The 13,669-nt window shown below is 33.9% G+C and carries 11 protein-coding genes; 7 read left to right on the top strand and 4 right to left on the bottom strand.

Translation table 11 applies throughout. The annotated features are described in order from the left end of the window. Positions 1-46 precede the first annotated feature (46 nt). The 4 genes from WD055_05665 to WD055_05650 are packed head-to-tail and all read left to right on the top strand — an operon-like array spanning position 47 to position 3,565. Positions 47-1,474, top strand: a complete 1,428-nt coding sequence (locus WD055_05665; protein MEX0849692.1) for an NAD(P)/FAD-dependent oxidoreductase — start codon at positions 47-49, stop codon at positions 1,472-1,474. 18 nt (positions 1,475-1,492) lie between these two features. Beyond that, a complete protein-coding gene (locus WD055_05660; GenBank protein ID MEX0849691.1) occupies positions 1,493-2,188 on the top strand; it encodes a VTT domain-containing protein in 696 nt (231 codons plus the stop codon). After that, positions 2,188-2,892: a VTT domain-containing protein gene (locus WD055_05655; protein MEX0849690.1), complete on the top strand. Its 705-nt coding sequence runs from the start codon at positions 2,188-2,190 to the stop codon at positions 2,890-2,892. The genes WD055_05660 and WD055_05655 overlap by 1 nt, the downstream gene beginning before the upstream one ends. Continuing rightward, positions 2,879-3,565 carry a TVP38/TMEM64 family protein gene (locus WD055_05650; protein MEX0849689.1) on the top strand — a complete coding sequence of 229 codons (687 nt, stop codon included), beginning with the start codon at positions 2,879-2,881 and terminating at the stop codon, positions 3,563-3,565. The genes WD055_05655 and WD055_05650 overlap by 14 nt, the downstream gene beginning before the upstream one ends. Positions 3,566-3,946: 381 nt before the next feature. Here the strand turns inward: WD055_05650 and WD055_05645 are convergent, their stop codons facing one another. From WD055_05645 to WD055_05630, 4 genes are all read right to left on the bottom strand, one after another. After that, a complete protein-coding gene (locus tag WD055_05645) occupies positions 3,947-7,213 on the bottom strand; it encodes a tetratricopeptide repeat protein (GenBank protein MEX0849688.1) in 3,267 nt (1,088 codons plus the stop codon). Positions 7,214-7,288: 75 nt separating this feature from the next. Next, positions 7,289-7,858: a hypothetical protein gene (locus tag WD055_05640; GenBank protein MEX0849687.1), complete on the bottom strand. Its 570-nt coding sequence runs from the start codon at positions 7,856-7,858 to the stop codon at positions 7,289-7,291. A 41-nt stretch (positions 7,859-7,899) separates the two neighbouring features. Next, positions 7,900-10,443, bottom strand: coding sequence for a hypothetical protein (locus WD055_05635; GenBank protein ID MEX0849686.1), 2,544 nt, complete (start codon positions 10,441-10,443; stop codon positions 7,900-7,902). Between the two features lie 90 nt (positions 10,444-10,533). Then, a complete protein-coding gene (locus WD055_05630) occupies positions 10,534-11,373 on the bottom strand; it encodes an HAD-IA family hydrolase (protein MEX0849685.1) in 840 nt (279 codons plus the stop codon). 163 nt (positions 11,374-11,536) lie between these two features. Between WD055_05630 and WD055_05625 the strand changes: the two genes are divergently transcribed. The 3 genes from WD055_05625 to WD055_05615 all read left to right on the top strand — a co-directional run bounded on the left by WD055_05625 (position 11,537) and on the right by WD055_05615 (position 13,665). Next, on the top strand, positions 11,537-12,061 hold the full coding sequence (locus WD055_05625; protein ID MEX0849684.1) for a hypothetical protein: 525 nt from the start codon (positions 11,537-11,539) through the stop codon (positions 12,059-12,061). A 209-nt stretch (positions 12,062-12,270) separates the two neighbouring features. Continuing rightward, positions 12,271-13,170, top strand: a complete 900-nt coding sequence (locus WD055_05620) for a hypothetical protein (GenBank protein MEX0849683.1) — start codon at positions 12,271-12,273, stop codon at positions 13,168-13,170. A gap of 123 nt (positions 13,171-13,293) precedes the next feature. Then, on the top strand, positions 13,294-13,665 hold the full coding sequence (locus tag WD055_05615) for an iron-sulfur cluster assembly scaffold protein (GenBank protein ID MEX0849682.1): 372 nt from the start codon (positions 13,294-13,296) through the stop codon (positions 13,663-13,665). Positions 13,666-13,669: the final 4 nt, after the last annotated feature.

Below are 13,669 nucleotides of genomic sequence, written 5' to 3'. Positions count from 1 at the left end.
TTACTTTTCCCGATTGCTAAACTAAATTGCAAAAAGGAAAGTAAGCATGAAATTTGATTATGATATTGCTATAATTGGGGCAGGTGCTGCAGGTATAACTGCTGCAAAAACTGCAGTTGGATTTGGCAAAAAAGTTGCATTGATTGAAAATAATAAAATTGGTGGTGAATGCACTTGGACAGGGTGTATTCCCAGTAAATCTTTAATCAAATCAGCAGAAATAGCACATCATATAACCCAAGCCAACAAATGGGGCATATCCACAGATACGGCATTTGATACAGAATATGTAATGGATTATCTTCATTCTCGAATTGAAAAAATATATGAACATACAACACCTGAATCATTTGAAGGTTTAGGCATAACAATGTTCATGCAATCATGTATATTTGTGGATAAGCATACCTTACAATTTATCGATCAAACTATTACTGCAAAACATATTATTATTTGTACCGGTTCAAGTCCTTTTGTGCCAAACATTGATGGGCTAGAAAATGTTGATTATAAAACAAATGAAATATTTTTTAATCAAAAGAGATTACCTAAATCATTGTTGATTTTAGGTGGTGGACCAATCGGTGCGGAAATGGCATCAGCATGTAATCGTCTTGGTGTTGATGTCACCATGATTGAAATGCAAGATAATATACTATCTCATGAGGATACAGAGCTTGTTCAAATATTATCAGAGTATATGCAAGATGAAGGCGTGTGTATTAAAACCGGTTATAAAGCAGTACATGCTGCGCAAAATGGAGATCAAATAACATTAACATGTGTTGATGCGCAACAAAACAAACATACATTTACTGCAGAACAGTTATTAGTAGCGGTGGGCAGGAAACCGAACATTGAACATTTAGATTTGCATAATGTTAATGTTGAGGTTACCAAAAAAGGAATTAAGACAGATAAGTATATGCGTACAACTACAAGTAATATATATGCATGTGGAGATGTCGTTGGGCCATATTTATTTAGTCACATGGCATGGCAACAAGCGGTAATTGCAGTGCGTAATATATGTATTCCTATTTTTAAAAAATCTATAGATTACCGCAATGTGATTTGGGCCACCTTTACTGCCCCTGAACTTGCCTCTGCAGGATTAACTGAAAAACAGGCAATTGATAAATTGGGCAAAAAAAATGTTATACTGTACAAACAGCCATATAAAACATTGGATCGAGCTATTACGGATAATGCACAAATAGGTATGGTAAAAGTGGTATGCGATAAAAGGGGTAATATATTAGGAATACATATTTTAGGGGCACATGCGAGTGATATTATTCACGAAGCACAATGTGCAAAATGGTATAATCTAAAATTGCAACAGTTACAACCGGTAATTCATGCATATCCTACGTATTCAGAATTGATATGGCAGGCAGGTAAACAGGCATATATTGAAAATTTAATGCGTAATCCATTGGTTAAAATTGCAAAATGGTTCTCGTGTATATAATATTTAGGAACGATTAAGATGATAAATAAAACTGTGTTAAATAAAACTGTATATATTATTGTTTCATGTGTTGTTTTTTGGTTATTACAAGCCTATACACCACTTGGACATTATTTTTCATTGAGTTTTGTGCAAGAAAAGAGTGGCTATTTCAAGTCATTAGTTGAGTATAATTATCATTTGGCTGTTTTTGCATATATGCTTGTTTTTATTGGATCTATAGCATTTTCTCTCCCTTCATCAATTATTTTAACATTATTAGGTGGTTATCTATTTGGTGCACTTATGGGTGCCTTTTTGTCGACTATTGGGGTAACTGTTGGCGCGAGTTTGGCATATATTGCATATCGTCTGTTTTTCTCTGATATGTTGCATCAAATGTATGCTGATCGTGCAAAACGGTTTGAAAAAGCGATGCAAGAGTATGGCGTGAGTTATTTATTGATGCTCCATTTTTCAACGGTTTTTCCCTATTTTATTATTAACAGTGTTGCGGCGCTTTCACGTCTTTCGCTTGTAACGGTGATCTGGACAACTGCGGTAGGATTTATTCCACAAGGTATGGTATATGCATTTGCGGGCAAAGAGTTAGGATCAATTAAAACCGTTTCAGATGTTTTCTCAACTGAAGTTGTTATTGCCTTTATATTACTTATTCTGTTAGCATGTATACCGATATTATTAAAGAAACATAAAAAAACAATTGAGCTTTAATGAAAACATCTCAAAAAATTACTATTTTTATCGCAAGCTGTTTGATTATTATTTTTTTTGGATTGCGAGTCTCGGGCGCTTTAGATGCTATTACTTTGCTCAACATAAAAGCACAGGTTGATTTATTGCGCAGTTTTGTGCATGATCATTATTATTTAGCAGTTCTATTTTTTATTCTTTTTTATACAGTAATTGCTGCACTTGCATTGCCACTTGCCTCATTGGCTACCGTAACCGGTGGTTTTTTATTCGGAACAGCATTGGGTGCATTATATACAAATGTGGGTGCTACTATAGGTGCATCGATTATATTTTTGTTGGTACGTTATAGTTTAGGTGAGTCAATTCAGCAACGTTATGCTCTAGCATTGGCGAAATTTAATAATCGCTTTGAGCAACAAGGGGCAGTTTTTTTATTAGTAGCGCGGTTAATTGTTATTTTCCCTTATTTTTTAGTTAATATGTTGGCCGGTTTGACTCAAGTTCCTTTTTGGACTTTTGTATGGACAACATCGGTTGGTATTTTACCCGCTTCACTAGCTTATACATTTGCTGGACAACAGTTACAAAAAATCGATGCTTTGCAAGATATTTTTACACCACGTATGATGCTGGCATTTGCCGCTATTGCATGCTTATTATTGATTCCTATGTTATTCTCATATCTGAAAAATAATCGAAATGGCAACCATGAAACTATTTAGAAAAAAACGTTATGCATATGTATTTGCTACATTGGTTTTGTGTATATTTTTGATCTTAAAATTTGATGTGCATTTTTTTTCATTAATGCTCTTAAAGAAGCATGCATTTGATTTGCAATTGTATACTCAGCAAAAATATTGGACCGTGTTATTTTGTTATATGCTGCTGTTTATTGGTACAACAGCATGTTTTATTCCCGTAACTATTTTGATGACTATTTTAGGTGGTTTTCTATTCGGAGGCATATATGGTGCAATCTATGCTACTTTGGCCGGTACTATTGGCGGCTCTTTAGTCTTTTTAATAGTACGTCATCTATTGCGTGATTGGGTGTATGAACATTATGCAAAACAGTTTGAACGTTTTAGTAAAGCGTTCCAAAAACATGGAGCACGCTATTTGCTTAGTTTGCAAATTTCTCCCATAACGCCCACTTTTTTTATTAATCTCTTTATGGGGTTAACCAATATCTCATTATGGACCTATATGTGGACAGCATTTGTAGGAATGTTGCCGGGTGCATTTATTTATGCATTAGCCGGACAAAAGATACAGGGAATTACACAACTTGATGATGTTATGCCGCCTATAGTTTTTGTCCTGTTGTTTATATTATCAATTTTGGTTATGGTACCAATGGTTATAAGAAAATTGATATCTAGTGAATCATGAAGATTGAACTTATAGCAACATTTGTTAACATTTCTAATGTATAACGCTGCCGGATGAATGCGTGTTTCCATGATTAGGACGGAATTAAATCAATGTTTGGTAAAATTCAAACAATTCTTATAGCCTATCCGACAATGCATTTTGCATAGCTTTTAAATAATGCTTTTGAATATAAATTCATACTTATTTCATCCTGAGTTTTCGATGTAATCGAAAGTATCGAAGGATTCCGTTTATTATGATAACAAAACGTCATTATTTGATTTTTAATTGAATCCTTCGATACGATGAAACAAATAACTATATAGCCTTGAAGAGCAAAGAAATATTTTCCGGATAGGCTCTTAGTGTGAATTTGATCTAAGAATTTTTTAGTATCCTTTATTCAATACTTAAATCTAAAGAAGCAAAAATTGACCTGCGCTCTCCAAAGGTTAATCGGGTTAATTGATTGCGTTGTTCTGACGTTAAATTATTCCAACCTTCACTTTGTTCAAAGCGTTTCGTCTTTGCTTGAATTATCGGTAAAGTTTTTTTGGAATAATCTTTTAAAAACATTTCTTCTACCGGTACTTCAATTTTTTCTCTTAAATAAGACTTAATAACAATTAAATGTTTATAGGCATCATCTGAACCAAGTCCACCATAAGAAACAGCTTCTTCAAGTAATTTTTTTGTTTTTTGTAAATCTTTGTTTTCATATTGTTGTGCTAAGCTAATGCAGCAAATTGTGCCACCTCGTTCGGCTCCTTTCTCTAGAGTTTCTACGCTTTTTTTATCATCATTGAAAAAGCGCTTATAGACTGTTGCTAAATCATTCAGAGCTAAATCTAAAATGCCTTCGTCTTTAAAATGTGAAGGTATGACCTTGAGATCTGTGATTTTTTCCAAAGAATTTTTAGCCTGTTTCAAATCATCTTTTTGTTCTGTAGTTAATGAGTTATTAGAACAATTCATTATTGGTTTGATGAGGATATTAGACAGGTGATAAAGAGCTCTAACGCTATCTAAATTTATTTTTTTTCGATCACCGTTTGTTGCAACGAGGACTTTTTTCAATGTAGTAAAAGCTTTGTTTCTGTGTTCTTTCGCTTTATTTTTATCTTGAACATATGATGCCATAAATCCATTTTGTATGGCGAGTGCAAGATGTATCTCGTTATGCAGTTCAGGAGATGCTTTGGGGAGCATGCCAAATAATTCTTCTTCTATTTTTTTAAATTGTTTGGGAATTTCAGTTGATGAGTATCTGCTTAAATGATTTGCATTTAGATAAAAACATAACTTCATATTTATGCGAGCTATTTCTTGATCAATTTTTCTTTTATTCAAAGCAAAATTATCATGTGCAGTTGTGTAATACTCGAGTGCTCGTGTTAAATTTAATGCTCCTCCTAGTCCCTTTTGGTAACATTGTCCCATTGCAAAATTGCCCTCACCTGAACCTTGCATAGCGCTGCGCATAAAATAAGAACGAGCTGTTTTTCTTTCATTGCGTTCTTGATGAATATTGCCAAGAAGATTAAGCGCTTTTTCAAAATTTGGACTGATTTCGAGAGTTCTTTGCAGATGCTTAATGGCTTTATCAAGATCTTTTTCGACCGTTTTATCGCGAGCAAATAGAAGGCCTAAATTATAGGCTGCTTGATGAGATCCGAGTTTCTCTGATTGATCAAAATGTTCTATTGCTTTTTGTGGATTTTTTTTACTTAAATATGCAACACCTAATGCCAAATGAGCTTGGTGAGATTGATTATTGGTTTCAAGTATTTTTTCACAGGTATAAATCATAAGTTCATAGCTTTTACGCTCTTTTAATTTATCTATAACCAGATATAAAGTTTCGCAAGCCGCATAATTAGATTGATCCGTTTTATATGCTTTAAGCAATGATGTGATAGCATCGTGTATATTGTCTTGATATAAATACATGTTGCCACGGCTACATAGGATATTACTTCGTTGGCGCTGTGTAATGTCGCTACGTAAAGTTTTTTCGATTAAGTCTTTAGCTTCAGTTAAATGTTTTTCTTTTTCTTTGTTATTTTTTTGGACGATTGCCATTTCAGTATGTAATGAAGCTAATCTAATTGTGGATTCGAAACATCCTGCATCAGAAGCCTTTTTATAGTACTCTAAGGCATGTTGTTGATACCGTTTTTGCATACGAGGTTTTGTTGTAGGATGTTTTGCGTATTGTTTATAGGTTTCGCCAAGGTGAAAATACGCTCGAGGCTCCTTTCCTAATGCTCTTAATCGTTTGATAGCATCTTCATGATTGTGCGCTGTAGTTGCATATTCCAGTTTTGTTTCAAGATCGGCATTTTTGTGCTCTGCAGCATGTTTTAAATATTTTTGTGCTTGTACAATTAAATTTCGATCTTTTACCTTTGAGTTTACATATTTTTCCTTTAATGAGCATCCATAGAGATATGATGCTTCTGGGTGTCCCGAATCGGCTGCCATTTTGAGTAGTGACATTGAGCGCTGAGGGTCTTGAGTTTTTTTGTGTAATTCAAATGCATATGTTTGCGCTTCGGCAATATGATGCACCGCAAGACTCAAGTATATATCAGATTTGGTTCTGTTTGGTTCTCGTTTTGCAGCTTCAAATGCGGCTTTAAATCTAAAATTATCTTTTCTTTTTGTATCTGTTTTTTTGAACATATGTTCTGCAAGTTCATAAATTGCCTGTTGATTACCTGTTTGTTCAAATTCAGCTATTACCATTTCAAATTGTTGGCGCGTTTTGATGTTTTGTTCAGCTGTTTTAAAAAAAGTATTTTGTTTTTGTTCGGCTTCAGATTGTTTATCTAATTCTTGTAACTTTGATACTAATGCATGCTGAGTTACAAGAAGGTCAATAAAAGCATTTTTATTTTTTGTTTGCACAAGGCCTGAAAATAACTGCTCCGCTTTTTTTAAATTTTTTACTGTGCCACATTTCTGTTTATGTTTTGCAAGCAAATAAGTGCCATCTTTGCTGCCTATTTGATCTGCGTACTTATATAGTGGAATCAAATATTGCTGTTGTTCTATCTCTGTTTCAAGACCGGCCTGTTGTAAAAGATCAGGTATGTATTTTAGATTATCTTCTGTGTTCATCAGACGTGTTAGAGATGTTACAACTTCGTCATCAACAGGATAATGGTCATGTCCATCATCAGGTGTATGAAGCGTATTATTATGAGCTACAAATAATGCATTAAGGTTGCTTTGTATTGCAGATTTATTGTTTCCATTTATTTCTTCTAATTTTCCAATGAACTTCCATGCTTCTGCTTGACTTGTCCATGCCGGATGCCAACCCCAAATCGGAGGTGCTTCATTCATTTCAGCCAAAGATTGTAAAGAGTTTAAAGTTTTTTTTATAGTTTTTTTATCTTTTTTGGAGTTTGTAGTAGGCAATGCTTGAATTGCGTTATGACCTTTTTCAAGTTGTAGTAAAATCGCTATATAAGGATCTTGATTGTTTAAGTGAGTCGATTCTACTTGTTGCTGTGCAATTTTAGTGTTAGAAAAACCGTTTTTTGGAGCCTTTTGCTTGCCGGAAGTTACAGCAGCATAAGAGGGGAATTTTTCTGTGTTACCAGCAATGATAATATTTGGTGCAAAAAATAAAAATATATAAAAAAATATTAATAACATAATTGAAAACCTTGGAATTGAAAAAAAGCTTTATTTAAAACGATAATACTCTATGTAGAGTAAAGATTTAATACGTTATGTCAATTGGCATGCCAATTGTTTTGATTGATTTTGTATTTCTTTAATTTGATTAATAAGTTCTTGTGTTGATGCTGTAGCTTCAGCATCTTTTTGCTTTTGTGCATAACTCAATCCTTTTTTAGCCAGTTCTAATGCTTCTGCATAGTTTTGTTTGTGCATGTGCAATTTAGACAAGCTCATACAGCTTGGGATATGTTTTTGCTCAATTCCTTTGCTATAAAATTGTTGAGCTTTTTCAAAATTTTCATAGATTGTTTCTTGAATAAGTCCTATGTGATGATAAGAACTGAGCAAAAAGAAGTTTTTGTAATGTTGTGCATTTTCTAATTGTATAATTAATGCATCAAAGATTTCCTCAGCTTGCTTAATGTTGATAGTTTCATTTTTAGTTAACTGTTTTAATGGCTTCTGTCGAATGATGTTAAAAGAAAGATAAGCAAGGAAATGCAACGTTCGCAGAGTGCTACCACGCTGAGTTGATGCAACAAGGTTTACTGATTGAGTTAGATATTCAATTGCCTGACGACAATATTCTGTATCTTTATCAGGAAAATGATCAACCATAGCAACAGATAAAAATGCTTGAGCAACATAAGCTTCAGAAACTAAAAGATTATTCTGTTCATGTTTTTTATGAATTGATTAATTGTTTCTTTTTTTTCTTTAAATTTATTTAATGGATTTTCTGAATTTAATTGAATAGGGCTTTGAAGAAGGAGGATTTCTGCAAGATGGCGACATTCATGAGCTTTTGCCATGGTTTTTTTGTATTTATTGTTAAGTTCAATCTGTGCTTGTTTAACTAATTCTTTTTCATTTAATTTTTTAAGCTTAGCAATACCTTGAGTAAGAAGTTGTTGAGCTTCAAGTTGATATATATCACATGCTTTTTTATATGATTTGCAAGTTTCGATGATATTCGCATTTCCCCAAATGCCTTTGCGCATACGTTCAGCCATCTCGCGAGTGCCGAATGCAGAGTTATTTTCAACACTTTTTAACCAATATTTTTTAGCTTTTTTATATTCACCGAGCTCTTCATAAATACTTGCAGCCATGGTCAATGCATCATCATATAAAGGATCAATTTCAAGGGTTTTTTGCGCAAAGAGTAAGGCTTTTTTAAAATTTTGCTTGGTGAGCTCTTCATTGATATACATAACAGCTATGTTGCAATAACCGATTGGATTGCCAAGTTCGCCGGCTTTGTTATAGCATCTTGTTACTTCAGTAACATTTTTTTGTTTTCTATATATACTACCTAATTCAATCCATAACTGAGAATATTTTTTATCTTTACTGAGTGCGCGTTCTATTGTTTTTTTAAAAAAATCGAGTGGCTGGGTTGCTCTGATTTCACAAATAAGATCGTTCATTTTTTCAGTGACTTCATCATTGTCCGGATTATCATTATGCGCTTGGGCTAACTGTTCAATTGCATGTAAAAAATCATTTTTAATCAGGTAATAAGTGGTCAATGCCAATCGTGCATCGGCATTATTAGGATCTCGTTTTAAGACTTTAGTGATTATTTGTCTGGCATGTTCAAGATGCTTTTTTTGTACCTTTTTATTTTGTAGGGCTTCTACATATAGTTCACAGGCATATACTATACGTGCGGGGATGTCTTGTGATTGTGCGGCTATGGCATACCATTCTAACGCATGTTTGCGACGTGCAAGATAAAGTTTTTGTTGTCCATTTATTTTTGCACATGTTGCAAATTCATTATATGTTTTTGCAAGCCAATATTGTGCACGAACCATTTCTGTACAGTCATTTTCTTTGATTATGGCATGCAGATTTTTTATTCGGTGTTCTAGTTTATGGGGTAGAATAGCAAGTTCTACACGAGCACAGTCATTTCCATTTTGAGTACTTTTTTGCAGCATTTGTTTAGCTAACTCAAACATATCTTGAGCTTGTTTGGGATCAGTTTGAGCATGTTGTTCATGCATAATTTTTGCCCAAAGTCCATGATGTAGCTGTGCTTCAGCATGACCGCCTTGCGCAGCAGCTTTAATTAATTTTTGTCGTCGGTCGACCATTTCAGAATTTTCAGCTAATTTTTTTGCTATATCAAATGCGCGTTGACATGCATCTTGATTCCCACTTTGTGCAGCCATAGTTAAATAGATGTCCGATTTTTGAGTATTAGTCTCTAAGATACTCATTTGCAATGCAGCATGGAATTTGAGATGGTTTTTATTTTTATTGAACATCAATTGCCAAAATTCTTTTAGATTATCATCATTGCTGTGTATAGTGATTAATTGAACCAATGCAAAGCGTGTCTGTTCGTTTTGAAACGCTGCAATGAGTTGTTGGTCTTGCTCAGTTAATTCTTCTTGAGAAAATGTTGTTTTGTTTAGCCAATTGCATACTGCAATATGAATTGGTGCGTCAGGGAACTGTTTAGATGGTAATCCATTAAAAAGCTTAATGGCATGAGCAAACTGTTTGTTTTCCAGTCGATTTTGTGCCCATAGATAGGTGCCATCTTTACTGCCTATTTGATGCGCATATAGGTATAGTTGTTCCATGGTATATTCAACATCTTTTTTATTTTCGAATCTTTGAGCAACAAGCTTTTTGGCAAATGAGATATTTCCTTTTTTTCTTAGTAATGTAGCTAAATTTTTAATGACAGTGTCTTCTGCCGGAAAAAGTCCGGAGTTGTCGTTAAGGTAGGCGGTAAAGAGTGTATTAATGTTTTCTGTTATTGCTTGTCGATAATCATGATTTATTTCAAGCAGTTGCGCTTTCAGTTTTAATGCTTCACATTGTGCTGTCCAAACCGGATTCCATGTTTCAACTAATCCATCATTACGGGTAGTGCAAAGTTGACAATTAGAATCGATATTCTGTGGCATTAAAGTAATTGGCGTTACTATATTCAATGCTTGATTAACAAGTTTAGTTTTATTTTTTTTGGATATATTTGTTTGTTGGAGTTGTTCTATAATTCTTACAGTTTGATTCAGTTGTTCTGTGATGTGAGCCGGGTTGCTTAAGTTAAGAATGACACCTTTTGCTGCATCAACATATTGAGCATCGGCTGGAGGTATAAGTATATATTCTTGACTTGATGTATGTGTTATAACATTGTTCAATAGAATGCACAATGTGGCAAAGAATACTATAGACATAATTGAAAACCTTAAGGCTAAGAAAAGCTTTATTTAAAACGATAATATTCTATGTAGCCTAAAGATTTGGTACGTTATGTCAATTAGATGTTAATTGATGTAGATTTCATTAATGCTAGCTAACCATGCATTAATCTTATTGCGTATCTTTTGTGTATCAGGAGATGATGAGATGAAAGATTTTTTTTGTGTGCATTGTATGCCAAACAGATGACAGTCTTTTGCGGTACGAATGTTTACGCGTTGATCATCAATAAATGCTGTTTTGGTTGGATCTAAATTATATTTATTAATAATGTATTCATAAATTTCTTTTTGTGGTTTGATCATGTCGATGTTTCCTGAGATTTCTATACCATCAAAAAGCTCACAAAATTCCGGGTACCATTGTTGAATATATTCAAATGAAGCTTTATCCCAGTTTGATAAAATATACACTTTGTGACCGGCCGCTTTGCAGCTTTTAACCAATGTAATTGCGTCTTTATAAAAACAGGTTGCTTGTGCAAAAGATTTCGGTGCAAAAACAGCACGGGCAAGAGAGCTGATAAACCGTTTTTTTGATGAAGTCTTGCAACATTCAGGAGTAGATGCTAAAAATTGTTCAACGTGATCAACTAATTGATTGCCATCGATTTCACCTTTTAACCATCCAATCATGATAGGGGGTAATGCATTGCCATCCTGATCTTCAGGCGCTTCTATCACATTTGTATCGTAAGGAACGGCATTTAGGGTAGTGGTAAATAGGTTCTTAATGAATGGACCATGAGTGAGCACATAGCGAGCCAGAGTATAAAGTCCGGCATTCAGGCAGACCTTTAATTTATTTTGATAGACCAATACACCATTTAAATCGAATATGATGGTGGCGGGAAAAATAGTTAATTGAAATAACAGAAATGCTAATAGGATTATTTTTTTACACATTGGGCTCATGTTCCTTGAATCATATGATTATAGCTATCTTTTCATGATACAGCGAGATGCTTGTTTTGGCAATTAATTCTTGGATTGCAATTGCAGTCATAATTACTATACTAAATTCTTTAAAGAGAAATGTTTTGATAATAATATAAAAAAGGAAAGTGTTATGCAAAAAAATAAGTTTTTTTTAGCTCTTATATTGCTTTGTTCAGTTGAGTTGTGTGCTCAAAATGAAGAGGATTCGGTAGTTGTTGCAGCCGAAATTAATGTTCAAATGTTTCTTTCTCACTTTAATAAAACAGTTTTTGGATGGGTAACAGCATCAGCGGTTGGTCTTTATGCATTATATAAATGTGTAGATTATAAATGGTCTCAATCTCAACAAAAAGATGAGCTAAATGAAGAAGTGATGTTGTTAAGTCAGAATGATCAAGGAATTTTGATTAAATTTACCGATACAATGGAAACAGATTTGAGACGTTTAAAAGAGGGTGATCAAACTGAAATACTTATAGAGTCGTTTGATTTCAGTCAAATGGATGATCATCAATTGGCACAAGAAGGCCTTATGGTAAAACGTAGCTTTCTGCATATGTATGAACAGTGTGTTGAAAATCCTGAAAAAATGGCAGTCTTAGAGGGCTTCTACGATTCAATTGTACAAGATGTACAAGCGATGTGTGCAGCTTAATTTTTATATATAGATCTGAAATAAACAAGGTGCTTTTTTAAGCGCCTTGTTTATTGTGAGAGTGGATTGCAATAATATATTTCATTTGTATACTTGTACCTGTTCAGGACAACAATTATAAAAAGTAATTGTTTTCAAAAAGTAAATCTATCTTATGTTTATTCTTAACAACGAGGTCTCTTATGCAGATGTGTGTATCAAGCAAAAAAATGTTGTCATTTCTTTTACTGCTATCAACTTTTGGTATGTATGCAGATAAAGATAACAATGAGTCAAATGCACCAAGAAAAATTTTTGCTGAAATTATTCCCGATACAGATCAACCACCAAAAGAAAAATTAGTTGAGATTTTTAAACGGATGAATGTTTGGTTTGGAGAAAAAAAAGAAGAGGTAAGTGATTTTCTCTCTCCGTCAGTTAATGAAGATCAGACAAAGAGAAAAAAAGAGATTTCAGAAGATGAAATTCAAGCTCCATCGAATGATGCATTGTCAGATGAGGCAGCTGGTTCAGAAAATGTAGGTGCTCAAGATGGTACATCAGTTAAAGCTCTTAATGCGACAACACTTGATGTAATCACGGAAGTTGTTGAAAGTGACGCAAGTGGAGATCCAATCGAACCGGAAGATCCTGAAAGTAGCAATTCTGTTGTACGTATGTTTAAAAATTATACACGAGTACAATTGGCTAGTTTAATTGGTATTGTAACCATTTTGGGTTATGCAGGTTATCAAGCTTATCTATGGTGGCAAGAGCGTGCAATGCCGCTTGATCCATTGCGTATTACTGAGCGTGAGCATGAAGTTATCTGTTCATTGATGGACAGCATGAAGCAAGATGTTGAACACCTTAGTGCAGGCAACAGACAACCATCAATGGTAAAACAGTTTGATCTGTCAGAAGTTAATGCAGAGTTGGCAGCTGAATTGAATATGTTGCAGAGCCTATTTGTTGATTTGTATAATTCATGTGAAGAAAATAAAGAAAATATACATATGTTAGACTGCATATATAAAAATATTCAACAAGGCGTTGATATGAGGCTTACACATGCTGAAATTATTACATTAGAAGATGAACGAGTTGCTGAACAAGAGCTTGTGGCTTAAATTTTAAAAACTATATAAAGAAAAAAGGGTGCTTTTTTTATAAGGCACCCTTTTTTGATGCACAAAAATATGTCATGATAGGGTGTATGTAAATTATTGAACATTAAAAACAGATAATATGATATGTATCAAGAAGAATTAATGGATCATTATCAACATCCGCGTCATCGAGGCATTTTAACCGGTGCAGATTTTGATAGTGGTCAGTATAACCCCTCATGTGGTGATGCGGTAACTATGCAAGGTAAAATTACCAATGATGTGATTACTCATATTGCATTTGAAGGTAAAGGTTGTGTTATTAGTCAAGCAACTGCCTCTATGCTTGCAGAATATGCTTTGGGAAAACCGATAGATGAATTGTCACAATTTTCAGTTGACGATATGTTGCAATTGATTAAAATTCCTTTGGGCCCTACGCGATTAAAATGTGCACTTCTTTCATTGCATGCGTTAAAAGAAGGTATAAAACAGTTTCAGCAAAAAGGTTTATGAAGAT

The sequence above is a fragment of the Candidatus Dependentiae bacterium genome, from assembly GCA_040878395.1.
GTDB lineage: Bacteria > Babelota > Babeliae > Babelales > Vermiphilaceae > JAKBEL01.
Note: the sequence above shows the minus strand (reverse complement) of the source record. Positions and strands in the feature narration are given on the sequence as shown.

What these genes read in the sequence shown, in the direction of transcription:
- WD055_05635 (MEX0849686.1), bottom strand. Translation starts at nt 10,443, where the DNA reads ATGTCTATAGTATTCTTTGCCACATTGTGCATTCTATTGAACAATGTT.
- WD055_05655 (MEX0849690.1), top strand. Translation starts at nt 2,188, where the DNA reads ATGAAAACATCTCAAAAAATTACTATTTTTATCGCAAGCTGTTTGATT.
- WD055_05650 (MEX0849689.1), top strand. Translation starts at nt 2,879, where the DNA reads ATGAAACTATTTAGAAAAAAACGTTATGCATATGTATTTGCTACATTG.
- WD055_05640 (MEX0849687.1), bottom strand. Translation starts at nt 7,858, where the DNA reads ATGGTTGATCATTTTCCTGATAAAGATACAGAATATTGTCGTCAGGCA.
- WD055_05615 (MEX0849682.1), top strand. Translation starts at nt 13,294, where the DNA reads ATGTATCAAGAAGAATTAATGGATCATTATCAACATCCGCGTCATCGA.
- WD055_05660 (MEX0849691.1), top strand. Translation starts at nt 1,493, where the DNA reads ATGATAAATAAAACTGTGTTAAATAAAACTGTATATATTATTGTTTCA.
- WD055_05665 (MEX0849692.1), top strand. Translation starts at nt 47, where the DNA reads ATGAAATTTGATTATGATATTGCTATAATTGGGGCAGGTGCTGCAGGT.
- WD055_05620 (MEX0849683.1), top strand. Translation starts at nt 12,271, where the DNA reads ATGTTGTCATTTCTTTTACTGCTATCAACTTTTGGTATGTATGCAGAT.
- WD055_05625 (MEX0849684.1), top strand. Translation starts at nt 11,537, where the DNA reads ATGCAAAAAAATAAGTTTTTTTTAGCTCTTATATTGCTTTGTTCAGTT.
- WD055_05645 (MEX0849688.1), bottom strand. Translation starts at nt 7,213, where the DNA reads ATGTTATTAATATTTTTTTATATATTTTTATTTTTTGCACCAAATATT.
- WD055_05630 (MEX0849685.1), bottom strand. Translation starts at nt 11,373, where the DNA reads ATGTGTAAAAAAATAATCCTATTAGCATTTCTGTTATTTCAATTAACT.